Below are 23,528 nucleotides of genomic sequence, written 5' to 3'. Positions count from 1 at the left end.
TGGAGGCGACCGAAGGTCGCTTCGGGGGGGTCAATCCCGTTCCAGTTCGATGTCGATGCCGAGCGAACGAATTTCCTTGACCAGCACGTTGAACGATTCCGGCATGCCGGCTTCGATCGAGTGCTCGCCCTTGACGATGTTCTCGTAGACCTTGGTCCGACCGTTCACGTCGTCGGACTTCACCGTCAGCATTTCCTGCAGGATGTAGCTGGCGCCGTAGGCCTCGAGTGCCCAGACTTCCATTTCACCGAAGCGCTGGCCACCGAACTGCGCCTTGCCGCCCAGCGGCTGCTGCGTGACCAGGCTGCACGGGCCGGTCGAGCGGGCGTGCATCTTGTCGTCGACCAGGTGGTGCAGCTTCAGCACGTGCATGTAGCCGACGGTGACCGGACGCTCGAAGGCTTCGCCGGTGCGGCCGTCGTGCAGCGTGGCCTGGGTGCGCGTGGCGGTGAGGCCCTTGCGCGCAGCCAGCTCGTCCGGGTAGGCGAGCTTGAGCATCGCGCGGATCTCCTGCTCCTCCGCACCGTCGAACACCGGCGTCGCGAACGGCACGCCGTGCTGCAGGTTCTTCGCCATCTCGACGATCTCGTCGTCGCTCAGGTCCTGCAGCGACTCGGTCTTGCCGCCGGACTTGTTGTAGAGCTCGTCGAAGAGTTCACGCAGCTCGGCGGCACGCGCCTGCTGCTGCAGCATGTCGCCGATGCGCTGGCCGATGCCCTTGCCGGCCCAGCCCAGGTGCACTTCGAGCACCTGCCCGACGTTCATCCGCGAGGGCACGCCCAGCGGGTTCAGCACGATGTCGCACGGCGTGCCGTCGGCCATGTAGGGCATGTCCTCGATCGCGACGATCTTGGACACGACACCCTTGTTGCCGTGGCGGCCGGCCATCTTGTCGCCGGGCTGCAGGCGGCGCTTGACGGCGAGGTAGACCTTCACCATCTTCAGCACGCCGGCGGGCAGCTCGTCGCCTTGCGTCAGCTTCTTGCGCTTCTCTTCGAACGCGAGGTCGAAGCTGTGGCGCGTCTGCTCGAGCGAGTTCTTGATCGACTCGAGCTGGTTGGCGACCTCGTCCTCGGCCGGGCGGATGTCGAACCAGTGGTACTTCTCGACCGTCGCCAGGTATTCCTTGGTGATGGTCGTGCCCTTGGCGATCTTCTGCGGGCCGCCGTTGGCGACGCGGCCGGCCAGCAGCTTCTCGATCCGGTCGAACGCGTCGGCCTCGACGATGCGCAGCTGGTCGTTCAGGTCCAGGCGGAAGCGCTTGAGCTCGTCGTCGATGATCTGCTGGGCGCGCTTGTCGCGCTGGATGCCTTCACGGGTGAAGACCTGCACGTCGATGACCGTGCCGCTGGTGCCTTGGTCGACACGCAGCGAGGTGTCCTTCACGTCGGAGGCCTTCTCGCCGAAGATCGCGCGCAGCAGCTTCTCTTCCGGCGTCAGCGTCGTCTCGCCCTTGGGCGTGACCTTGCCGACCAGCACGTCGCCCGGGTTCACCTCGGCGCCGATGTAGACGATGCCGGATTCATCCAGGCGGGCGAGCTGCTGCTCGCTCAGGTTCGGGATGTCGCGCGTGATTTCTTCGGAGCCCAGCTTGGTGTCGCGGGCCATCACCACCAGTTCCTCGATGTGGATCGAGGTGTAGCGGTCTTCGGCGACGACGCGCTCGCTGATCAGGATCGAGTCTTCGAAGTTGTAGCCGTTCCAGGGCATGAACGCGACCAGCATGTTCTGGCCGAGCGCGAGCTCGCCCAGGTCGGTCGACGCACCGTCGGCGACGACGTCGCCGGCGCCGACATGGTCGCCGCGGCGCACGATCGGGCGCTGGTGGATGTTCGTGTTCTGGTTCGAACGCTGGTACTTGATCAGGTTGTAGATGTCGACGCCGACTTCACCGGCCACCGTCTCGTCGTCGTTGACGCGGATGACGATGCGGTTGGTGTCGACGTAGTCCACGATGCCGCCGCGGCGGGCGGTGACCACGGTGCCCGAGTCGACCGCAGCGACGCGTTCGACACCGGTCCCGACCAGCGCCTTCTCCGGACGCAGCGTCGGCACGGCCTGGCGCTGCATGTTGGCGCCCATCAGTGCGCGGTTCGCGTCATCGTGCTCGAGGAAGGGCACGAGCGAGGCCGCGACCGAGACGATCTGCGTCGGCGCCACGTCCATGTACTGCACGCGTTCCGGCGACAGCAGCACCGATTCGCCGTTCTCGCGCGCCGAGACCAGTTCGTCGATCAGGCGGCCTTCGCCGTCCAGCGTCGCGTTGGCCTGGGCGATGACGTACTTGCCTTCCTCGATGGCCGACAGGTAGTCGATCTGGTCGGTGACCTTGCCGTCGACGACGCGGCGATACGGCGTCTCCAGGAAGCCGTACTCGTTCAACTGCGCGTACAGCGCCAGCGAGTTGATCAGGCCGATGTTCGGGCCTTCCGGCGTCTCGATCGGGCAGACGCGGCCGTAGTGGGTCGGGTGCACGTCGCGGACTTCGAAGCCGGCGCGCTCGCGGGTCAGACCGCCCGGGCCCAGGGCCGAGACGCGACGCTTGTGCGTGATCTCGGACAGCGGGTTGGTCTGGTCCATGAACTGCGAGAGCTGGCTCGCCCCGAAGAACTCCTTGAGCGCCGCGCTGATCGGCTTGGAGTTGATCAGGTCATGCGGCATCAGGGCTTCGGTCTCGGCCTGGCCGAGGCGTTCCTTGACGGCCTTCTCGATGCGCGCGAGGCCCGAGCGGTACTGGTTCTCGGCCAGTTCGCCGACGCAACGCACGCGACGGTTGCCCAGGTGGTCGATGTCGTCGACTTCGCCGTTGCCGTTGCGCAGGTCGACGAGGATCTTGACGACGTCGAGGATGTCCTCGTTGGACAGCGTCATCTTGCCGTCCGGCGTGTCGCGGCCCACGCGGGCGTTGAACTTCATCCGGCCGACGCGCGACAGGTCGTAGGTGTCCTCGCTGTAGAACAGGCGATGGAACAGCGCTTCGACGGCGTCCTCGGTCGGCGGTTCGCCGGGGCGCATCATGCGGTAGATCGCGACGCGGGCGGCGAGCTGGTCGGCGGTCTCGTCAGAGGCCAGCGGCTGGCTGATGTACGCGCCCTGGTTCAGCTCGTTCGTGAACAGGCACTGGATGTCCTTGATGCCCGCCGAACGCAGCTTCTTCAGCAGCGTCTCGGTGATTTCGTCGTTGGCCTTGGCGACGATCTCACCGGTGTCCGGGTCGACCATGTTGCGCGCGATGACGCGGCCGACGAGGAAGTCCTCGGGAACGCTGACGAACGTGGTGCCGGTCTGCTCGAGCTGGCGCACGTGGCGCGCGGTGATGCGCTTGTCCTTCTCGACGATGACGGCGCCGTTCTTGTCGGTCAGGTCGAAGCGCGCGATCTCGCCCTTCAGACGCTCCGGCACGAACTCCATCTGCGCGCCCGAGTCCATCAGGCGGAAGTTGTCGAAGACGAAGAAGTGGCTGAGGATCTGCTCGGGGTTCAGGCCGATGGCCTTGAGCAGGATCGTCACCGGCATCTTGCGGCGACGGTCGACGCGGAAGTACAGGATGTCCTTCGGGTCGAACTCGAAGTCCAGCCAGGAGCCGCGGTAGGGGATGATGCGGGCGCTGAACAGCAGCTTGCCCGAGCTGTGCGTCTTGCCCTTGTCGTGCTCGAAGAACACGCCCGGCGAACGGTGCAGCTGGCTGACGATGACACGCTCGGTGCCGTTGACGATGAAGGAGCCGTAGTCGGTCATCAGGGGCACTTCGCCCATGTAGACCTCCTGCTCCTTGATCTCCTTGACGACCTTGGCGGGATGCGACTCCCGGTCGTAGATGATCATCTGCAGCTTCGCGCGCACGGCCGCGGCGAAGGTCAGGCCCCGCTGCTGGCACTCGCGCACGTCGAACGGCGGCTTCGCGATGTTGTACTCGAGGAACTTCATCTCCACGAAGCCGTTGTGGGAGACGATCGGGAACGCCGACAGGAAGGCCGCCTGCAGGCCCTCGGGCTTGCGCTGCTGCGGCGGCACATCCTTTTGCAGGAAGGCGACGTAGGAGTCGCTCTGCATCGTCAGCAGATAGGGGACCTTGAGGACGTTCTCGCGCTTGCCGAAGCTCTTGCGGATGCGCTTGCGCTCGGTGAACGTGTAGGGGGTTGCTTGCGCCATTGAACTCTCCGTGTCGACAATGCCGCCCTGGCCTCGGGCTGCATTTCGTCGGCGACTGGCTGCCCGGACATTGCGCACCGAGCCGAGGCGTGTGAGTCCTCGGGGGCGGCGCCGGTGGCAGCTCCCTGGCGGAGCGGCGTGTCGGCGGCGGCGGCGTGTCCGAGGCTTGGTGGCAGGCCACTACCTGCCGCTGGCGGACAACCCCGGCGTTGCACCGGAGTCCGACCAAACCCGTTCCCTGCAGTCGGATCAGAGAACACTTGCAAGCGCCCCTCGGGCTCTTGCAGGTGTTCCCGGGCGAGGCCCGGAACACCGATCCGTGACCGGGGGCCGGCAAACGCCGACCCCGCGGTCCGAATTACTTCAGCTCGGCCTTGGCGCCGGCTTCGACCAGCTTCTTGACGGCGGCTTCGGCGTCGGCCTTGGCGATGCCTTCCTTGACGTTCTTCGGAGCGCCGTCGACCAGGTCCTTGGCTTCCTTCAGGCCCAGGCCCGTCAGTTCGCGCACGGCCTTGATGACCGAGACCTTGTTCGCGCCGGCTTCGAGCAGCACGACGTTGAATTCGGTCTTCTCTTCGGCCGGGGCGGCAGCGGCGCCGGCACCGCCGGCGGCCGGGGCGGCCATGGCGGCGGCGGACACGCCGAACTTCTCCTCGATGGCCTTGACCAGGTCATTGAGCTCCATGACGGTCATGCTGTCCATCGCAGCCAGGAAAGCGTCTTTGTCGAATGCCATTTCAGGTTCCTCGAAATCAGTAAAAGTTCAATGAATCGGATGCGTCAGGCCGCCGGGGCTTCGGCGGGCGCCTCGGCGCCGCCCTTCTTCTCGGCGACGGCGGCGAGCACGCCGGCCATGCGCTGGATCGGCGACTTCAGCAGGCCCGCCACTTGGGCGATCAGCACTTCGCGGCTCGGGATCGCGGCCAGGGCCTTGATACCGTTGGCGTCGAGCGCCTTGCCAGCGTAAGCACCGCCCTTGACGACGAGCTTGTCGTTGCCCTTGGCGAAGTCGGCGACGACTTTCGCGGCGGCGACGGCATCCTCGGAAAAGCCGTAGATCAGCGGGCCGACCATCGCGTCCGAGGCCACTTCGAACGGCGTGCCGGCAACGGCGCGACGGGCGAGCGTGTTCTTCAGCACGTGAAGGTAAACGCCCTTGTCGCGCGCCTGACGGCGCAGCGTATCGAGGTGAGCCACGGTGAGGCCGCGATACTCGGCGAGCGCGAGCGTCTGCGAGCGTGCGGCTTGCGCCGACACGCCGTCGACGACGGCTGCCTTCTCGTTGCGATTGAGACTCAAGGTCTGTTCCTCACACATCATGTGCCGGGTCTTGCGACCGCGGCACGCCTGGAATCAGCGACCTTCTGTTTCGGGAACCCCCGGCAACAACTCCGGGAAAACCTTCAGCAGCGGGACCGCCATCTGCGCTGGCCGTCGGTCGCCCTTGCGGGCGGCCGCTCGATTAAGGAACCCGAAGGCCCCGCCAGCGGTCTTGGATGACCTGCCCAGCCTCGCGGCCGGACAGCCCACCAATTCAAGAAGCCGCACGCCAGACTGGAGCGTGCGGCCTCGTATCACGTTCAGGCCTGGGCGGCGATCGACTGGGTGTCGACGCGAACGCCGATGCCCATCGTCGACGACACGGCGACCTTGCGCAGGTAGACGCCCTTGCTCGACGCCGGTTTGGCCTTGTTCAGGGCCTCGATCAGCGCGCGCAGGTTATCGGTCAGGCGATCCGACTCGAACGAACGGCGGCCGATCGTCGCGTGGATGATGCCGGCCTTGTCGACGCGGAACTGGACCTGGCCGGCCTTGGCGTTCTTCACGGCCGTGGCGACGTCCGGGGTCACGGTGCCGACCTTCGGGTTCGGCATCAGGCCGCGCGGGCCGAGGATCTGACCCAGCGTACCGACGATGCGCATCGTGTCCGGCGAGGCGATCACGACGTCGAAGTTCAGGTTGCCGGCCTTGATCTCGGCGGCCAGGTCGTCCATGCCGACGATGTCGGCACCGGCGGCCTTGGCTTCCTCGGCCTTGGCGCCTTGGGCGAAGACGGCGACGCGCTTGGTCTTGCCGGTGCCGGCGGGCATCACGACCGCGCCGCGAACGACCTGGTCGGACTTCTTGGCATCGACGCCGAGCTGCACGGCGACGTCGATCGACTCGTCGAACTTGGCGGTGGCGCACTCCTTGACCAGCGCCAGAGCGTCGGTCAGCGGGTACAGCTTGGTGCTTTCGACCTTGCCCTGCAGGGCCTTGGCTTTCTTCGTGAGCTTGGCCATGGCGTCAGACCCCTTCAACAATGAGGCCCATCGAGCGGGCGGAACCGGCGATGGTCTTCACCGCGGCGTCCATGTCGGCGGCGGTGAGGTCCTTCATCTTGGTCTTGGCGATTTCCTCGAGCTGGGCGCGCGTGACCTTGCCGACCTTCTCCAGGTGGGCACGGCCGGAACCCTTCTCGATCTTGGCCGCCTTCTTCAGCAGCACGGTCGCCGGGGGCGACTTCAGGATGAAGGTGAAGGACTTGTCGGCGTAGGCCGTGATCACGACCGGCAGCTTCAGGCCCGGCTCGTAGCTCTGCGTCTGGGCGTTGAACGCCTTGCAGAACTCCATGATGTTCAGGCCGCGCTGACCGAGCGCGGGGCCGATCGGGGGCGAGGGATTGGCCTTGCCGGCCGGGACTTGCAGCTTGATGAAGCCGACGATCTTCTTTGCCATGATGGCTCCTAACCGAGTTCTAGCGCTGGGGTCACCAGCTCCTCGTCATACAACCCTGCTTGCACCAGGCGTCCGGGGTTGCAGGCGGACGCCCTGAAATCCGAGCGCGGCAGGCCGCGCCGAAGGCCGCTCAGACCTTCTCGACCTGCGAGAAGTCGAGCTCGACGCCGGTGGCACGACCGAAGATCGTGACCGACACCTTGACCTTGCTCTTTTCGTAGTTGACTTCCTCGACGGCGCCGTTGAAGTAGGTGAAGGGGCCTTCCTTGACGCGGACCATCTCGCCAACCGTCCACTCGACCTTGGGCCGGGGCTTGTCGACGCCTTCCTGCATCTGGTTGACGATCTTCATCACCTCGGCTTCCGAGATCGGGGCCGGGCGGTTGCGCGCGCCGCCGACGAAGCCGGTGACCTTGCTCGTGTGCTTGACCAGGTGCCAGGTGTCGTCGGCCATTTCCATCTCGACGAGCACGTAGCCCGGGAAGAAACGGCGCTCGGTGACGGCCTTCTTGCCGTTCTTCAGCTCGACGACTTCTTCGGTCGGCACCAGGATGCGGCCGAACTTGTCCTGCATGCCGGCGCGGTCGATGCGCTCGCGCAGGTTGCGCTCGACGGCCTTCTCCATGCCCGAATAGGCGTGCACGACGTACCAGCGCTTGGCGCTGGGAGCGGCGCTCTCGGGGGTTGGGGTGGCTTGCGGTTCCGTCATCGTGTTCGCCTCAGCGCTTCCAGCCCAGGATCAGGTCGTACAACACCCACTCCAGCGTCTTGTCGGTCAGGAACATGAAGAGCGCCATCGCGACGACGAAGGCGAACACGTAGAGGGTCATCTGGCCCGCTTCCTTGCGGGTCGGCCAGACCACCTTCTTCACTTCCTTGACCGACTCGCGACCGAAGCCGATCAACTGGCGGCCGGTCTCGGCGGTGAAGAAGACGCCCACGGCGCCGGCCACGAGGACCAGCAGCGCAATGACGCGCTGCCACAGGTCACGCTGACCGAGCACGTAGAACACGACGACACCGGCCACGAGCAGTACGGCAGCGACAGCCAGCTTGGCTTTGTCGGCGCCCGTGGAGACGGTTTCGACTTGGGGTTGGGTGGACATGGGCTAGAGGTTACTTTGCCGCCATCAGCAGCAAAGCCCGCCGGGCTTTTCAGCGCCCGCGGGCTGGTGTATTGGGCACCCGAGCAGTCGGGTGGCAGGGGCAGAGGGGATCGAACCCCCGACCTTCGGTTTTGGAGACCGACGCTCTGCCAGTTGAGCTATGCCCCTGCGTAAAACCTTGACAGATTACTCGATGATCTTGGCGACGACGCCGGCGCCGACGGTGCGACCACCTTCACGGATGGCGAAGCGCAGGCCTTCTTCCATCGCGATCGGGGCGATCAGCTTCACCGTGATCGACACGTTGTCGCCCGGCATCACCATTTCCTTGTCCTTCGGCAGCTCCACCGCGCCCGTCACGTCCGTCGTGCGGAAGTAGAACTGCGGGCGGTAGTTGTTGAAGAACGGCGTGTGACGGCCGCCTTCTTCCTTGCTCAGGACGTAGATCTCGGCCGTGAAGTGCGTGTGCGGCTTGACCGAACCCGGCTTGCACAGCACCTGACCACGCTCGACTTCCTCGCGCTTCGTGCCGCGCAGCAGGATGCCGACGTTGTCACCGGCCTGGCCTTGGTCCAGCAGCTTGCGGAACATTTCCACGCCCGTGCAGGTCGTCTTGACCGTCGGACGGATGCCGACGATTTCGATTTCTTCGCCGACCTTGATCACGCCACGCTCGACACGGCCCGTCACCACGGTGCCGCGGCCCGAGATCGAGAACACGTCTTCGACCGGCATCAGGAACGTGCCGTCCACCGCGCGTTCCGGCGTCGGGATGTAGCTGTCCAGCGCGTCGGCCAGACGGAAGATGGCCTGTTCGCCCAGGTCACCCTTGTCGCCTTCGATCGCCAGCTTCGCCGAACCCTTGATGATCGGGGTGTCGTCGCCCGGGAAGTCGTACTTGCTCAGCAGTTCGCGAACTTCCATCTCGACGAGCTCGAGCAGCTCGGCGTCGTCGACCATGTCGCACTTGTTCAGGAACACGATGATGTACGGCACACCGACCTGACGGGCCAGCAGGATGTGCTCGCGCGTCTGCGGCATCGGGCCGTCAGCGGCCGAGCACACCAGAATCGCGCCGTCCATCTGCGCCGCGCCCGTGATCATGTTCTTCACGTAGTCGGCGTGCCCCGGGCAGTCGACGTGCGCGTAGTGGCGGCTCGCCGTCTCGTACTCGACGTGCGCCGTGTTGATCGTGATGCCGCGCGCCTTCTCTTCCGGCGCCGCGTCGATCTGGTCGTACGCCTTCGCTTCACCGCCGAACTTCGCCGCCAGGATCGTCGTGATCGCCGCCGTCAGCGTCGTCTTGCCGTGGTCGACGTGCCCGATCGTGCCCACGTTCACGTGCGGCTTCGTGCGTTCGAACTTACCCTTTGCCATGTCAGGTGCTCCTGGCTGAGAGACTCAATCGTGTCGAGTCGATTGTTAGCAAGTCGTGGTGCCCATGGCGCGGATCGAACGCGCGACCTCTCCCTTACCAAGGGAGTGCTCTACCACTGAGCCACATGGGCAATCGGTACGGGTCTGACGACCGGCACTGCCAACCAGATGGACCGGCAGACCCGTAACGACGGCGCGGGACGCTCGACGGACCTTTCAGACCTTCCTGGAGCGGGAGACGGGAATCGAACCCGCGTCATTAGCTTGGAAGGCTAAGGTTCTGCCATTGAACTACTCCCGCGGGCACAACCGTCAAGCGTGTCTCTCTGGTGGAGGAGGCTGGATTCGAACCAGCGTAGGCGTAAGCCAACAGATTTACAGTCTGCCCCCTTTAGCCACTCGGGCACCCCTCCGGAGAGCCAACTAGTGTAGCACGGTCAGCGGGAAATACCAGCCCCTCCCCACCAGTCGACACGATCTGCCGTGGCGGCGAAGTGACTGCCGTCGGCCATGAACTCGCGCTTGAAGTCGTGCGAGGGGTGGCGGGTGCGCCAGACCGGCGGCGTGCAGCCGGCCGGGCAGGCGGCGTCGAAGAACGCGTTGGCGGGCTTGCCCCACAGCAGAAAAGCCGGCGGCACCACTCGGCGACACAGCACCGAGATGATTTCGGATGTGAGCGCCTGCCAACCACAACTCATGTGGCTGCCGGCGCTGCCGATCTCCACCGTCAGCACCGGGTTCAGCAGCAGCACCCCTTGCGCCGCCCAAGGGTCCAGGCACCAGTCGGCCGGACGCTGCCAGGCCGGGCGATCGGCCGCGAGCACGTCGAATATCCGACGCAGCGAGTGGGGTTTCCCCTGACCCGCCGAGAAGGCCATGCCGTCGGCATGACCGGGCCGCGGGTACGGATCCTGGCCGAGGATGACGACGCGCGCCGCCTCGGGCGACACCAGGCGCAGCGCCCGGAACGGATCCGGCGGCCCGATCTCACGGTCGCCGGAGACCGCACGCACACGCTCGACGACCGCCGCCTCGGCCGCCGGCGTCCAGCCGGGCAGCACGGCACGCCAGGCCGGCGGCAGCGTCGCGAACGCCGCCGGCAGGTCGTCGGCCGTCATGCGAACAGGCTCGCCAGCGCGGCGCCGGGGTCGGCGGCGCGCATGAAGGCTTCGCCGACGAGGAAGGCATTGACGCCGGCCGAACGCATGCGGTGCACGTCGTCGGGGCCCAGAATGCCGGACTCGGTGACCAGCAGCCGGTCGGCCGGCACGCACGGCAAGAGGCCCAGCGTCGTTTCCAGCGTGACCTCGAAGCTCCGCAGGTTGCGGTTGTTGATGCCGACCAGCGGCGTCGCCAGGCGCAGCGCACGCTCGAGTTCGGCGCCGTCGTGCACCTCGACCAGCACGTCCAGCCCGAGCGACATCGCGCAGGCCTCGAGGTCGCGCATGCGGCCGTCCTCCAGGCAGGCGGCGATCAGCAGGATCGCGTCGGCGCCCATCGCCCGCGCCTCGAAGACCTGGACCTCGTCGACGATGAAGTCCTTGCGCAGCACCGGCAGCGCGCAGGCGGCGCGTGCGGCCTGCAGCGCCTCGACGCCGCCCTGGAAGAAGCGGCGGTCGGTCAGCACGCTCAGGCACGCGGCGCCGTGACGCTCGTACGACGCGGCGATCTCGGCCGGCACGAAGGGGTCGCGCAGCACGCCCTTGCTGGGGCTAGCTTTCTTGACCTCGGCGATGACCGCGGCCTGGCCGGCGTTGGCACGGCGGCGCAGCGCGGCCGCGAAACCGCGCACCGGCGCGGCAGCCTCGGCAGCGGCACGCCAGTCCTGCAGACTGCGCGCGCGGCGGGCCTCGGCGATCTCCTCGTGCTTGACGGCGACGATGCGCTGGAGGATGTCGTCCATCGTCAGGCGGCCCGGTGGCGGTTGCTGGCCTCGACGTACTGCGCCAGCTTGGCCGCCGCGGCGCCGGAGGCCACGGCTTCCCGCGCCCGGCGCACGCCGTCGGCGATCGTGCCGGCGACACCGGCGCAGTACAGCGCCGCGCCGGCATTGAGCAGCACGATGTCGCGCTGCGGGCCGTCTTCGTTGGCCAGCACGCGGCGGATGCAGCCGACCGACTCCTCGCGGTTGGCGACACGCAGCACACGCGCGTCGTAGACCGGCAGACCGAAGTCGCTGGGATGCACGACGTACTCGCGCACCTCGCCGCCCTTCAGTTCGCCGACCATCGTCTCGCCGGACAGCGAGATCTCGTCCATGCCGCAGGTACCGTAGACGACCAGCGCGTGCTCGCTGCCCAGGCGCTGCAGCACGCGCACCTGGATGCCGACCAGGTCGGGGTGGAAGACCCCGAGCAACTGGTTGGGCGCGCCGGCCGGGTTGGTCAGCGGGCCCAGGATGTTGAAAATCGTCCGCACGCCGAGTTCCTTGCGCACCGGCGCGGCATGTTTCATCGCCGCGTGGTGGTTCGGCGCGAACATGAAGCCGATGCCGGTTTCCTCCAGGCAGGCGGCGACCTGCTCGGGCGTGAGGTTCAGGTGCGCACCCAGCGCCTCCATCACGTCGGCCGAGCCGGATGTGGAGGAGACGCTGCGCCCGCCGTGTTTGGCGACACGCGCGCCGGCCGCGGCGGCGACGAAGGTCGACGCGGTCGAGATGTTGAAGGTGTGCGAGCCGTCACCGCCGGTGCCGACGATGTCGACCAGGCCGCGGCGGTCGGCCAGCGGCACCGGCGTCGCGAACTCGCGCATCACCTGGGCGGCGGCGGCGATCTCGCCGATGCTTTCCTTCTTGACGCGCAGCCCGACGGCGAGCGCCGCGATCATCACCGGCGACATCTCGCCGCTCATGATGCGGCGCATCAGGTCCAGCATCTCGTCGTGGAAGATCTCGCGGTGCTCGATGACGCGGGTCAGCGCCTCGGTGTTCGTGATCGGCATGGTCTTGCTCCCTCTTCAGCGCGCGGCGCCCATCTGCAGGAAGTTCTTCAGCATCGCGTGGCCGTGTTCGCTGAGGATGGACTCGGGGTGGAACTGCACGCCTTCCAGCGGCGCCGGCCCGCCGGCCAGTTCGCGGTGGCGCACGCCCATGATCTCGCCGTCCTCGGTCCAGGACGTGACTTCCAGCTCGGCAGGCAGCGTCTCGCGCTCGATGGCCAGCGAGTGGTAGCGGATGACCGAGAAACGCTCCGGCAGCCCGGCGTAGACGCCGCGGCCATCGGTGGTGATCTCGCTGGCCTTGCCGTGCATCTGCACCTTGGCGCGGATGACCTTGCCGCCGAGTGCGGCGCCGATAGCCTGGTGGCCCAGGCAGACGCCCAGCAGCGGCAGCTTGCCGGTGAAGTGGCGGATGGCCTCGATGCAGACGCCCGCCTCGGCCGGCGAACACGGCCCGGGCGACAGCACCAGGCGGTCGGGCTTCAGCGCCGCGATGCCGGCGACGTCGATCTCGTCGTTGCGCACTACATGCACGTTCTCGCCGAGCTCGCCGAAGTACTGCACCAGGTTGAAGGTGAAGCTGTCGTAGTTGTCGATCATCAGCAGCATGATCAGAACCCCTCTTCCACGAGTTCCGCCGCGCGGATGAGCGCCCGGGCCTTGGCCTCGGTCTCCTTCCACTCCAGCTCGGGCACCGAGTCGGCGACGACCCCCGCCGCGGCCTGCACGTACAGCGTGTTGTGCTGGACGATGCCGGTGCGGATGGCGATCGCCAGGTCCATGTCGCCAGCGAAGCTGAGGTAGCCGAAGGCACCGCCGTAGATGCCGCGCTTGACCGGCTCCAGCTCGTCGATGATCTCCATCGCCCGGATCTTGGGCGCGCCGCTCAAGGTGCCGGCGGGGAAGCTGGCGCGGAACACGTCCAGGCTGGTCGCGCCTTCCTTCAGCAGGCCCTCGACGTTGCTGACGATGTGCATCACGTGCGAGTAGCGCTCGATCGCGAAGGCCTCGGTGACCTTGACGCTGCCGGTCTGCGCGATGCGGCCGATGTCGTTGCGCGCCAGGTCGATCAGCATCAGGTGCTCGGCGCGTTCCTTCGGGTCGGCGGCCAGCTCGGCGGCCATGGCGGCGTCGCGTTCGGGCGTCGCGCCGCGCGGGCGCGTGCCGGCCAGCGGGCGGATCGTCACCTTGCGGCCTTCGGCCGTCGTCTCCTGGCGCACCAGGATCTCGGGGCTGGCGCCGACGATCTGGAAGTCGCCCATGTCGTAGTAGTACATGTAGGGCGACGGGTTCAGCGAACGCAGCGCGCGGTACAGCGACAGCGGACTCTCGGTGTAGCGCTTCTTCAGCCGCTGGCCGATGACGACCTGCATGCAGTCGCCGGCGGCGATGTACTCCTTGCAGCGGCGAACAGCGTCTTCGAGCTGCGCGCGCGGCGTCTCGCGCTCGACGGCGTAGCTCGGGCCGCGCTTGACCTGCGGCGCGGTGACCGAATAACGCAGCCGGTCGGTCAGCTCGGCGAGCCGCTTCTTGCCGCGGAAATAGGCCTCGGGCGCCGACGGGTCGGCCCAGACGATCAGGTACAGCCGGCCCGACAGGTTGTCGATGACCGCGACCTCCTCGGTCTGCAGCAGCAGGATGTCGGGCGTGTCCAGGCCGCCGGGCTTCTCGGTCTTGGCCAGCCGCGGCTCGATGTAGCGCACCGCGTCGTAGCCGAAGTAGCCGGCAAGCCCGCCGCAGAAACGCGGCAGCCCCGGCGGCAGCGCGACCTTGAAGCGCTTCTGGTAGGCCTCGACGAAGTCCAGCGGGTTGCCGTCGTGGGTCTCGACGACGGCGCCGTCGCTGACGACCTCGGTCACCCAGCCGGTCGAACGCAGCAGCGTGTGCGCCGGCAGGCCGATGAACGAATAGCGGCCGAAACGTTCGCCGCCGACGACGGATTCGAGCAGGAAGCTGTTGCGCTGGCCGCCGGCCAGCTTCAGGTACAGCGACAGCGGGGTCTCGAGGTCGGCGAAGGCCTCGGCGATGAGCGGGATGCGGTTGTAGCCCTGCTCGGCCAGGCTCTTGAATTCGAGTTCAGTGATCACTTCTGGGCCCTCTCGCGACAGTCTCCCGGCGCGTCTTGGCTCAGGGACTGCATCTGTCTTGCGGAAGCGGCGCCGACGGGGATGTCAGCGCTTCGCGGCGTGGCCTGACGCGCGGTCAGGCGAGGCTAGCGAGAGCGGCGCCAGGGCCAAGCCCCCCGGTCGCGGGAACCTTCGGTCGATGCGTGGGCCGTGAACATGAGCACGCCCAGTGTAACCGGCGCGACCGCGGCCTGCGCCCTGCGATGCGAGACTGAGGCTTCGTACAACCTGTTTCATCCTTCGCCGCCCATGCACCGTCGCGCCCTGCTGGCTTTCGTCGTGGCTCCGCTGCTGTCCGGCACCGCCGCCCACGCCCAGACCGCCGCCGAGCCGGCCGGCGTGCCCTACCCCGCGGCCGCCGCGGTGGGCGGCAGCAGCCTGGCGCTCAACGGCGCCGGCGTGCGCTACAAGCTGGTGTTCAAGGTCTACACCGCCGGGCTGTACCTGCCGCAGCGCGCCAATACGCCGGAAGCGGTGCTGGCGATGCCCGGCCCCAAGCGCATGCACGTCGTGATGCTGCGCGATATCGAGGCCAACGAGCTCGGCCGGCTGTTCACGCGCGGCATGGAGGACAACGCACCGCCGCAGCACTGGGTGCAGTCGATCCCCGGCACGCTGCGCATGGCCGACATCTTCTCGGCGCGCAAGAAGCTGGTCGCGGGCGACAACTTCAGCGTCGACTACGTGCCCGGCGTCGGCACGACGGTGTTCGTCAACGGCAAGTCGGCCGGCGAGCCGATTCGCGAGCCCGAGTTCTTCAGCTCGCTGCTGAGCATCTGGCTGGGCCCGCGGCCCGCCGACGCGGCGCTGAAGGACGCGCTGCTGGGCCGCGAGCCGCGGCCCGCCGGTTCACGCCAGTAGCGCCGGCAGCTCGTCGATGCGGTCGACGACCGCGTCGGCACCGGCAGCCTCGACCGGCTCGCCGTGGTTGTAGCCGTAGCGCACCAGCACCACCGGGCAGCCGGCGGCGCGCGCCGCCTGGGCGTCGTTCTGCGAGTCGCCGATCATCAGCGTGCGCGCCGGCGTCGTGCCCAGCGCCTCGCAGGCCTTGAGCAGCGGCAGCGGGTCGGGCTTCTTGCGCTCGAAGGCGTCGCCGCCGTAGGTGATGTCGAACGAGGCGGCCAGCCCCTTGGCGGCCAGCAGCGGCAGCGCGAAGGCCGCCGGCTTGTTGGTCACGCAGGCCAGCTTCAGGCCGCGCGCCTTCAACGCCGCGATGCCTTCCGCCGCGCCGGGGTAGACGGTCGAGGCCTGGCCATTGATGCGCAGGTAGTGCTCGCGGTAGCGCGCGTTGGCCGCTTCGTACATGGTCTCGGGCGCGCCGGCTTCGGCCAGCGTGCGCCGGATCAGGTGTTCGGTGCCCTTGCCGACGGTGCGCGAGATGAAGGCACGCGACACCGGCGTGTAGCCCAGGTCCCGCAAGGCGCCGCCGAGCGCGAGTTCGAAGTCGCCGACGGTGTCGACCAGCGTGCCGTCGAGGTCGACGATGGCGGCGTCGAAGCCGCCCCAGTGCGAGAGATCCATGCGGGCCCCGTGAGACGAAGGGGCCGCATTCTGCCTGGGCCGCCCGGCGTCAGCCGATGCTCTCGACCTGGCGCGACTGCTGGTAGGCGCTGCCGAAGCGGTTGGCCAGGAACTCCGGCAGCGGCACCTGCTCCTGGCGCACGAAGCCGCGCTGCGGCAGCCGGCCTTCGCGGAACAGGTCGACCGCGGCGCAGATGCCGGCGGCCGTCGTGATCTGGATCGCCGAGGTCGGATGCGCCGGCGAACGTTCGGCAAAGATCTTGCGCGCGAAGACCTCCTGCACCAGCGCGCCGCCGCGCAGGCCGCTGGCGGTGACGAAGACCAGCACCACGTCCTGCATCGTGCTCGGGATCGCGCGCCGCATGATGTCCTTGAGCGTGCCCTGGTCGTGCTTGAGCAGCAGTTCCTCCAGCAGCAGCTTCATCAGCGCGCGGTGGCCGGGGTAGCGCACGCTCTTGTAGTCCAGCGTGCGCACGCGGCCAGCCCAGGTCTCGCACAGCGTGCCCAGGCCGCCCGAGGTGTTGAAGGCTTCGTACTCGGTGCCGTCCAGCGAGAAGTGCTCCAGGCCTTCCAGCGCCAGCACCTCGGTCGGCCGGCCGTCGCGGATCGCTTCGCAGGGGTGGCAGTACTCGTTGATCAGGCCGTCGACGCTCCAGGTGAGGTTGTATTTCAGCGCGTTGGTCGGAAAGGCCGGCAGCGCGCCGACACGCATCTTCAGCTCGTGCAGCTCCTGGAAGCTCTGCGCCAGGTGATGCGCGACGATGCCGATGAAACCCGGCGCCAGGCCGCACTGCGGCATGAAGGCCGTGTTCGCGCCTTCGGCCAGGGCCTTGATCGCACGCGTCGCGGCGACGTCCTCGGTGAGGTCGAAGTAGTGGCAGCCGGCTTCGCGCGCCTGCGTCGCGACGCGCGTCGCCAGGTAGTAGGGCAGCGCGTTGATCACCGCGTCCTGGCCGCGCAGCAGCGCCAGCAGCACGGCGTCGTCGGCGGTGTCGGCGACACGGGTGGCCAGCGGCAGGCCGTCCAGCAGCGCCAGCGGCTCGCTCTGGCGGTCGACGACGGTCAGCTGGTAGTCGCCGCTGGTGGCCAGCAGGCGGGCGATGGTCTGGCCGATGTGGCCAGCTCCGAGCAGGGTCACGCGCATCGTTCGGGTCCTTCCGGGCGGTGGGTGGCGATGCGGCGCAGTCTAGGAAGCCGTCTTGACACAAGATAGGTCGAGAACGACGAAATACACGCGGCAGCCGACGTTTCGTCGGTCTGTATCGACATAATGCAGCGATGCCCCGCGACCAGATGGACCGTGACCTGATCGCCCTGTTGCAGGCCAATGCCCGCGAGAGCACGGCCGAGCTCGCGCGCAAGCTGGGCGTCGCACGCACCACCGTCATCGCCCGGCTGGAGCGCCTGGAGCGCAGCGGCGTCATCGTCGGCTACACGGTGCGGCTGGGCCTGGACGAAGCCGAACGCGGCGTGCAGGCCTGGGTCGGCATCACGACCGAACCGAAGTCCGCGCGCGACGTCACGCGGCGGCTGGCAGCCTTGCCCGAGCTGCGCCAGCTGTGCTCGGTCAGCGGCGAGTTCGACTATCTGGCGCTGATCCGCACCGACTCCACCGCGCGCCTGGACACGCTGCTCGACGAGATCGGCGAGATCGACGGCGTGACGAAGACGACGACCTCGGTCGTGCTCGCGCTGCGTGTCGACCGCACGGCCTGAGCAGTTCTGACGCGCGCCGTCACGGCGCACCGAGGGTCGGTCCCGCCCCGCTTTCGCAGGGACGGGACATCCCCATCCACGCTTTCCCGCAAGCGCCGCGCATGGGGGTTTGACGCTGCCTAGACTGGCCCGGCCGTTCAGCACCCTGAACCCCGTTCAGCCAATCGAACAACGATGACGACCAGTCTGCCGATCACCGAACGTCCCGCCGCCCGGGTGCCGGCGGTCGCGCGTGCGGTCTCGCTGCTGGACCTGCTGGCGCGCGAACGCCGGCCGATGAGCATGGCCGGCCTCGCCGCGGCGCTGAAGCTGCCGCGCAGCAGCGTGCACGGCTTGTGCGGCACGCTGCTGGACTGCGGTTACCTGCGCCGCGTCGACAACGGCGCGCTGCAGATCGGCCCCGGCGTGATGACGCTGGCCGCGGCCTTCGTCGCCAGCACCCACGTCGCCGCCGAGTTCGACGCCTTGTGGCGCGAGGTGCCGGCGCCCGACGAGACGCTGATCCTGTCGGTGCTCAACGGCCCCGACGTCGTCTACGTCGGCGTGCGCAACAGCGCGCGCCCGCTGGGCCTGGCCTTCAGCCTGGGCATGCGGCTGCCGGCCTGGGTGGCCGGCACCGGCAAGGCGATGCTGGCGTGGCTGCCGCCCGAGGAAGTGCGCGCGCTGGTGCCCGCCGGCGCCACCGACCTCGACGCCCTGCTCGCCGACCTGGCCCGGACGCGAGAGCGCGGCTACGCCGTCGACGACGGCCACGTGCGCGAGGGCGTCTATTCGATCGCCGCGCCGGTGCTCGACGCCGCCGGCCGCCCGGTGGCCGGCATCGCCGTCTGCCTGAACCAGGCCACCGTCGACGCGGACAAGCTCGAGCGCCAGCAGCGTCTCGTGACCCAGGCCGCGCGCACGCTCTCGCGCCGACTCGGCGCCCGCGAGGACACACGATGAGCGCCGAATACATCCTCGAGACACACGAGCTGACGAAGGAGTTCAAGGGCTTCGTCGCGGTCAACAAGGTCAACCTGCGCGTGCGCCGCGGCCACATCCACGCGCTGATCGGCCCCAACGGCGCCGGCAAGACGACCTGCTTCAACCTGCTGACGAAGTTCATCCGCCCGACCAGCGGGCGCATCGTCTTCAACGGCCACGACATCACCGGCGAGTCGCCGGCGCACATCGCGCGCCGCGGCGTCATCCGCTCGTTCCAGATCTCGGCGGTTTTCCCGCACCTCACCGTGCTGGAGAACGTGCGCGTGGCGCTGCAGAGAAAGCTCGGCAACTCCTTCCACTTCTGGCGCGCCGAAAGCTCGCTGCACACGCTGAACGAGCGCGCCCGCGAGCTGCTGCGCGCCGTCGACCTGGGCGAGTACGCCGGCCACCTGGCGGTGGAGCTCAGCTACGGCCGCAAGCGCGCGCTGGAGATCGCGACGACGCTGGCGATGGAGCCCGAGCTGATGCTGCTGGACGAGCCGACGCAGGGCATGGGGCTGGAGGACGTCGACCGCGTGCGCCAGCTGATCAAGCAGGTGTCGGCCGAGCGCACGATCCTGATGGTCGAGCACAACATGAGCGTCGTCTCCAGCATCGCCGACACGATCACCGTGCTGCAGCGCGGCGCGACGCTGGCCGAAGGGCCGTACGCCGAGGTCTCGCGCAACCCGGCGGTCGTCGAGGCCTACATGGGCAGCGCCGACGCCGAGCTGGTGGGGGCGCACTGATGAGCCGCTTCCTGGAAGTGCGCGACCTGCACGCCTGGTACGGCGAGTCGCACGTGCTGCACGGCGTCGACTTCCACGTCGACGAAGGCGAGGTCGTGACGCTGCTGGGCCGCAACGGCGCCGGGCGCACGAGCACGCTGCGCGCGATCATGGGCCTGACCGGCGCACGGCGCGGCTCGGTCAAGGTGCGCGGCACCGAGGCCATCGCGATGGCGACGCACCGCGTCGCGCGCCTGGGCATCGGCTACTGCCCCGAGGAGCGCGGCATCTTCTCCAGCCTGTCGGCCGAGGAGAACCTGCTGCTGCCGCCGACGCTGGCCACCGGCGGCATGTCGGTCGAGCAGATCTACGCCATGTTCCCCAACCTGCGCGAACGTGCGTCCAGCCAGGGCACGCGGCTGTCGGGCGGCGAGCAGCAGATGCTGGCCGTGGCGCGCATCCTGCGCACCGGCGCGCGGCTGCTGCTGCTCGACGAGATCAGCGAGGGCCTGGCCCCGGTCATCGTGCACAAGCTCGCCGAGATGGTCGTCGCGCTGCGCAAGCAGGGCTACACGATCGTGATGGTCGAGCAGAACTTCCGTTTCGCGGCGCCGCTGGCCGACCGCTTTCTGGTGATGGAACACGGCCAGGTGACGCAGGAGTTCACCCAGGCCGAGCTGCCGGCGCGCCGCGAGCGCCTGCACGAGATCCTCGGTGTCTGAACGCGGCCGCGGCCGCCCCACAACCACGACGGAGACAAGCATGAAACTCGGCAAGATCGCCACCGCCTGCTCGCTGCTGCTGGGGGCCGCTGTCGGCACCAGCGCCCACGCCCAGATCTCGGGCGACGTGATCCGCATCGGCCTGATCACCGACATGTCGGGGCTGTACTCCGACATCGACGGCGCCGGCGGCGTCGAGGCCATCCGCATGGCCATCGCCGACGCCGGCGGCAGCGTCGCCGGCAAGAAGATCGAGGTCGTGTTCGCCGACCACCAGAACAAGGCCGACGTCGCCGCCGCCAAGGCGCGCGAGTGGTTCGACACCCAGGGCCTGGACCTGCTGATCGGCGGCACCAACTCCGGCACCAGCCTGGCGATGGCCAAGGTGGCGGCCGAGAAGAAGAAGCCCTTCATCGCCGTCGGCGCCGCCACCTCGGCGCTGACCAACGACCAGTGCAACCCGTACACCGTGCACTGGGCCTACGACACCGTCGCACTGGCCAAGGGCACCGGCAACGCGGTGGTCAAGGCCGGCGGCAAGAGCTGGTACTTCCTGACCGCCGACTACGCCTTCGGCGCGCAGTTGCAGAACGACACCTCGGCGGTGGTCAAGGCCGCCGGCGGCAACGTCGTCGGCTCGGTCAAGCACCCGCTGTCGGCCACCGACTTCTCCTCCTTCCTGCTGCAGGCGCAGGCCAGCAAGGCGCAGATCCTGGGCCTGGCCAACGCCGGCGGCGACACGATCAACGCCATCAAGGCGGCCAACGAGTTCGGCATCACCAAGTCGATGAAGCTGGCCGGCCTGCTGGTCTTCATTAACGACATCCACTCGCTGGGCCTGAAGACGACCCAGGGCATGTACCTGACCGACAGCTGGTACTGGAACCGCGACGCCGAGACGCGCGCCTGGGGCCGGCGCTTCTTCGAGAAGATGAAGCGCATGCCCTCGTCGCTGCAGGCTGGCGACTACTCGGTGGCCACGCAGTACCTGGCGGCCGTCAAGGCCACCGGCAGCGACGACCCCGACAAGGTGCTGGCGCAGATGCGCAAGACCAAGATCAACGACATCTTCGCCAAGGACGGCTTTATCCGCGGCGACGGCCGCATGGTGCACGACATGTACCTGATGCAGGTGAAGACGCCGGACAAGTCGACCGAGCCCTGGGACTACTACAACGTCGTGCAGACCTTCAAGGGCGAGGAGGCCTGGACGACCAAGGCCGAATCGAAGTGCGCGCTCTGGAAATGACCCACCCCCGTAGCGGCTTCGCCGCTCCCCCTCAAGGGGGCGACGCCAGCGGCCGGGCCAAGCCCGTCCGCGGCGTCCGCTTGATGCCTCGGCGGGACGCCGAACGCATCGCGTCAGGCGACTCGGAGACTTGAGATGGAGATCCTCGGCATCCCGCTGCAGGCCTTCCTCGGCCAGCTGATGCTCGGCCTGGTGAACGGCTCGTTCTACGCCATGCTCAGCCTGGGGCTGGCGGTGATCTTCGGGCTGCTGGGGATCGTCAACTTCGCCCACGGCGCGCTGTACATGCTGGGCGCCTACGTCGCCTGGCTGTCGCTGGAGAAGTTCGGGCTGAACTACTGGGCGGCGCTGGTGCTGGCGCCGCTGGTGGTGGGCGCTTTGGGCATCGTCATCGAACGCACGCTGCTCAAGCGCCTGTACAAGGTCGACCCGATCTACGGCCTGCTGCTGACCTTCGGCCTGGCGCTGATCGCCGAAGGCGTGCTGCGCGACCAGTTCGGCGTCTCGGGCCAGCAGTACCCGGTGCCCGAGGCGCTGCAGGGCGCCACCGACCTGGGCTTCATGATCCTGCCGAACTACCGCGCCTGGGTCATCGTCGCCTCGCTGACGGTGTGCTTCGGCACCTGGTTCGTCATCGAGCGCACGCGGCTGGGCTCGTACCTGCGCGCCGGCACCGAGAACCCGTCGCTGGTGCAGGCCTTCGGCGTCAACGTGCCGGCGATGGTGGCGCTGACCTACGCCGCCGGCGCCGGGCTGGCGGCGCTGGCCGGGGTGCTGGCCGCGCCGGTGATCCAGATCACGCCGCTGATGGGCGCCAACCTGATCATCGTCGTCTTCGCGGTCGTCGTGATCGGCGGCATGGGCTCGATCCTCGGGGCCATCCTCACCGGGCTGGTGCTGGGCGTCGTCGAAGGCCTGACCAAAGTGTTCTACCCCGAGGCCTCGAACATCGTCGTCTTCGTGATCATGGCCATCGTGCTGATGCTTCGGCCGGCCGGGCTGTTCGGCAAGGAGAAGTGATGGACCGCGAACGCCTCGCCCGCTTCGGCTGGGCCCTGGGCCTGCTGGTGCTGCTGCTGGCGCCCTGGCTGGGCATCTACCCGATCTTCGTGATGAAGGCGCTGTGCTTCGCGATCTTCGCCTGCGCCTTCAACCTGCTGCTGGGCTACACCGGGCTGCTGTCCTTCGGCCACGCGGCCTACTTCGCCGCCGCGGCCTATTCCACCGGCTGGCTGGTGCGCAGCGCCGGCTGGTCGCCGGAGCTGGGTCTCGTCGCCGGCACGCTGATCGCCGCGGCGGTCGGCCTCGTGGTCGGGCTGATCGCGATCCGCCGCCAAGGCATCTACTTCGCGATGGTGACGCTGGCGCTGGCGCAGATGGTCTACTTCGTCTTCCTGCAGGCGCCGTTCACCGGCGGCGAGGACGGGCTGCAGGGCGTGCCGCGCGGCCATCTGTTCGGCGTGCTGTCTCTGGCCGACGACCGGGTGATGTACTACCTCGTGCTGGCGGTCTTCGTCGCGGTGTTCGCGGCCATCATCCGCATCGTGCACTCGCCGTTCGGCCAGGTGCTGAAGGCGATCCGCGAGAACGAGCCGCGCGCCGTCTCGCTGGGCTACGCGGTCGACCGCTACAAGCTGCTGGCCTTCGTGCTGAGCACGGCGATCGCCGGACTGGCCGGGGCGCTGAAGACGCTGGTGCTGGGCTTCGCGACACTGTCGGACGCGCACTGGTCGCTGTCGGGCGAGGTGGTGCTGATGACGCTCTTGGGCGGCATGGGCACCTTCGCCGGCCCGGTGATCGGCGCCTTCACGATCATCGGCCTGCAGAACTTCCTGGCCGACCGCGTCGGCTCCTGGGTGACGGTGATCATCGGCGGCATCTTCGTCGCCTGCGTCGTCGCCTTCCGCCGCGGGTTCGTCGGGGAGGCGCTGGCGTGGATGCAGCGGCGCAAATTGGAGCGGGCGGCGGCGGGGGGCTGAAAGCTCCTCTCGCTTCTGGCTCTGTTGCTTGGCGCTGGCCGGCGCGCCACCGTCGGTGCGAGCCACGGCCGCCGGGTGGCCGGTTCCGGTCATGTCCCCCCGTAAGCGGGCGGAAGGGTTGGCGGGCTCGGCGGGGCGCCTCAGAATCGTCTTTAATCGACGCCGTTTCCGGCATCGGTTTTACGCCTGTGACGCGGGTCACCCAAAAACGGAAATCTCAATCGAGAGAAGGAC

The 23,528-nt window shown here is 68.2% G+C and carries 23 protein-coding genes and 4 tRNA genes; 8 read left to right on the top strand and 19 right to left on the bottom strand.

The genetic code is table 11. The annotated features are described in order from the left end of the window. Positions 1-30 precede the first annotated feature (30 nt). The 17 genes from rpoB to trpE form a co-directional block, all read right to left on the bottom strand. On the bottom strand, positions 31-4,152 hold the full coding sequence (gene rpoB / locus RGE_RS01570) for a DNA-directed RNA polymerase subunit beta (protein ID WP_014426553.1): 4,122 nt from the start codon (positions 4,150-4,152) through the stop codon (positions 31-33). Between the two features lie 358 nt (positions 4,153-4,510). Next, positions 4,511-4,888 carry a 50S ribosomal protein L7/L12 gene (rplL, locus tag RGE_RS01565; RefSeq protein ID WP_014426552.1) on the bottom strand — a complete coding sequence of 126 codons (378 nt, stop codon included), beginning with the start codon at positions 4,886-4,888 and terminating at the stop codon, positions 4,511-4,513. A gap of 44 nt (positions 4,889-4,932) precedes the next feature. Further along, positions 4,933-5,451 carry a 50S ribosomal protein L10 gene (gene rplJ / locus RGE_RS01560; protein WP_014426551.1) on the bottom strand — a complete coding sequence of 173 codons (519 nt, stop codon included), beginning with the start codon at positions 5,449-5,451 and terminating at the stop codon, positions 4,933-4,935. A gap of 281 nt (positions 5,452-5,732) precedes the next feature. Continuing rightward, positions 5,733-6,434: a 50S ribosomal protein L1 gene (rplA, locus tag RGE_RS01555; protein ID WP_014426550.1), complete on the bottom strand. Its 702-nt coding sequence runs from the start codon at positions 6,432-6,434 to the stop codon at positions 5,733-5,735. A 4-nt stretch (positions 6,435-6,438) separates the two neighbouring features. Beyond that, complete coding sequence (gene rplK / locus RGE_RS01550; RefSeq protein WP_009855888.1) at positions 6,439-6,870, bottom strand: 50S ribosomal protein L11; 432 nt, start codon at positions 6,868-6,870, stop codon at positions 6,439-6,441. A gap of 130 nt (positions 6,871-7,000) precedes the next feature. Next, positions 7,001-7,579, bottom strand: a complete 579-nt coding sequence (gene nusG / locus RGE_RS01545; RefSeq protein ID WP_014426549.1) for a transcription termination/antitermination protein NusG — start codon at positions 7,577-7,579, stop codon at positions 7,001-7,003. 10 nt (positions 7,580-7,589) lie between these two features. Next, positions 7,590-7,976: a preprotein translocase subunit SecE gene (gene secE / locus RGE_RS01540; RefSeq protein WP_014426548.1), complete on the bottom strand. Its 387-nt coding sequence runs from the start codon at positions 7,974-7,976 to the stop codon at positions 7,590-7,592. Positions 7,977-8,068: 92 nt separating this feature from the next. Next, positions 8,069-8,144: transfer RNA gene (locus RGE_RS01535), tRNA-Trp, on the bottom strand. Between the two features lie 18 nt (positions 8,145-8,162). Further along, positions 8,163-9,353 (bottom strand): elongation factor Tu, encoded by a 1,191-nt coding sequence (tuf, locus tag RGE_RS01530; RefSeq protein ID WP_014426547.1) that lies wholly within the window; start codon positions 9,351-9,353, stop codon positions 8,163-8,165. Positions 9,354-9,409: 56 nt separating this feature from the next. After that, a tRNA-Thr gene (locus RGE_RS01525) sits at positions 9,410-9,484 on the bottom strand. A gap of 96 nt (positions 9,485-9,580) precedes the next feature. Then, positions 9,581-9,654 (bottom strand) — tRNA-Gly (locus RGE_RS01520). A gap of 26 nt (positions 9,655-9,680) precedes the next feature. Next, positions 9,681-9,766 (bottom strand) — tRNA-Tyr (locus RGE_RS01515). A 24-nt stretch (positions 9,767-9,790) separates the two neighbouring features. Then, complete coding sequence (locus RGE_RS01510) at positions 9,791-10,471, bottom strand: uracil-DNA glycosylase (protein ID WP_014426546.1); 681 nt, start codon at positions 10,469-10,471, stop codon at positions 9,791-9,793. Beyond that, positions 10,468-11,256, bottom strand: coding sequence for an indole-3-glycerol phosphate synthase TrpC (trpC, locus tag RGE_RS01505; protein ID WP_014426545.1), 789 nt, complete (start codon positions 11,254-11,256; stop codon positions 10,468-10,470). Before trpC ends, RGE_RS01510 begins: the two co-directional genes overlap by 4 nt. A 2-nt stretch (positions 11,257-11,258) precedes the next feature. After that, positions 11,259-12,293: an anthranilate phosphoribosyltransferase gene (trpD, locus tag RGE_RS01500; protein ID WP_014426544.1), complete on the bottom strand. Its 1,035-nt coding sequence runs from the start codon at positions 12,291-12,293 to the stop codon at positions 11,259-11,261. A gap of 15 nt (positions 12,294-12,308) precedes the next feature. Beyond that, positions 12,309-12,899, bottom strand: a complete 591-nt coding sequence (locus RGE_RS01495) for an anthranilate synthase component II (protein WP_014426543.1) — start codon at positions 12,897-12,899, stop codon at positions 12,309-12,311. Positions 12,900-12,901: 2 nt separating this feature from the next. Continuing rightward, on the bottom strand, positions 12,902-14,377 hold the full coding sequence (gene trpE, locus RGE_RS01490; RefSeq protein ID WP_014426542.1) for an anthranilate synthase component I: 1,476 nt from the start codon (positions 14,375-14,377) through the stop codon (positions 12,902-12,904). A gap of 288 nt (positions 14,378-14,665) precedes the next feature. On the opposite strand from trpE, the gene RGE_RS01485 reads away from it, so the two are divergent. Further along, on the top strand, positions 14,666-15,277 hold the full coding sequence (locus tag RGE_RS01485; RefSeq protein WP_014426541.1) for a chalcone isomerase family protein: 612 nt from the start codon (positions 14,666-14,668) through the stop codon (positions 15,275-15,277). Here RGE_RS01485 and gph read toward each other — a convergent pair. Both gph and RGE_RS01475 read right to left on the bottom strand, forming a co-directional pair. Beyond that, complete coding sequence (gene gph, locus RGE_RS01480) at positions 15,266-15,937, bottom strand: phosphoglycolate phosphatase (RefSeq protein ID WP_014426540.1); 672 nt, start codon at positions 15,935-15,937, stop codon at positions 15,266-15,268. The genes RGE_RS01485 and gph overlap by 12 nt on opposite strands. Before the next feature lie 49 nt (positions 15,938-15,986). Continuing rightward, the gene (locus RGE_RS01475; RefSeq protein ID WP_014426539.1) at positions 15,987-17,081 is read right to left on the bottom strand and encodes a saccharopine dehydrogenase family protein; all 1,095 of its coding nucleotides are present in this window, start codon (positions 17,079-17,081) and stop codon (positions 15,987-15,989) included. Between the two features lie 134 nt (positions 17,082-17,215). Here RGE_RS01475 and RGE_RS01470 point away from each other — a divergent pair, with 134 nt between their 5' ends. From RGE_RS01470 to RGE_RS01440, 7 genes are all read left to right on the top strand, one after another. After that, on the top strand, positions 17,216-17,653 hold the full coding sequence (locus RGE_RS01470; protein ID WP_014426538.1) for an Lrp/AsnC family transcriptional regulator: 438 nt from the start codon (positions 17,216-17,218) through the stop codon (positions 17,651-17,653). Between the two features lie 174 nt (positions 17,654-17,827). Further along, positions 17,828-18,595 carry an IclR family transcriptional regulator gene (locus RGE_RS01465; protein ID WP_014426537.1) on the top strand — a complete coding sequence of 256 codons (768 nt, stop codon included), beginning with the start codon at positions 17,828-17,830 and terminating at the stop codon, positions 18,593-18,595. Continuing rightward, positions 18,592-19,365: an ABC transporter ATP-binding protein gene (locus tag RGE_RS01460; RefSeq protein WP_014426536.1), complete on the top strand. Its 774-nt coding sequence runs from the start codon at positions 18,592-18,594 to the stop codon at positions 19,363-19,365. Before RGE_RS01465 ends, RGE_RS01460 begins: the two co-directional genes overlap by 4 nt. Then, the gene (locus tag RGE_RS01455; protein ID WP_014426535.1) at positions 19,365-20,066 is read left to right on the top strand and encodes an ABC transporter ATP-binding protein; all 702 of its coding nucleotides are present in this window, start codon (positions 19,365-19,367) and stop codon (positions 20,064-20,066) included. Before RGE_RS01460 ends, RGE_RS01455 begins: the two co-directional genes overlap by 1 nt. Positions 20,067-20,106: 40 nt before the next feature. Beyond that, the gene (locus RGE_RS01450) at positions 20,107-21,315 is read left to right on the top strand and encodes an ABC transporter substrate-binding protein (protein WP_014426534.1); all 1,209 of its coding nucleotides are present in this window, start codon (positions 20,107-20,109) and stop codon (positions 21,313-21,315) included. A gap of 135 nt (positions 21,316-21,450) precedes the next feature. Beyond that, the gene (locus RGE_RS01445) at positions 21,451-22,335 is read left to right on the top strand and encodes a branched-chain amino acid ABC transporter permease (protein WP_014426533.1); all 885 of its coding nucleotides are present in this window, start codon (positions 21,451-21,453) and stop codon (positions 22,333-22,335) included. Beyond that, positions 22,335-23,294, top strand: coding sequence for a branched-chain amino acid ABC transporter permease (locus tag RGE_RS01440; protein WP_014426532.1), 960 nt, complete (start codon positions 22,335-22,337; stop codon positions 23,292-23,294). The genes RGE_RS01445 and RGE_RS01440 overlap by 1 nt, the downstream gene beginning before the upstream one ends. Positions 23,295-23,528: the final 234 nt, after the last annotated feature.

Source organism: Rubrivivax gelatinosus IL144 (assembly GCF_000284255.1).
GTDB classification, from domain to species: Bacteria; Pseudomonadota; Gammaproteobacteria; order Burkholderiales; family Burkholderiaceae_C; genus Rubrivivax; species Rubrivivax gelatinosus_A.
The sequence above is the reverse complement of the archived record's forward strand: the minus strand, read 5'-3'. Positions and strand labels throughout refer to the sequence as shown.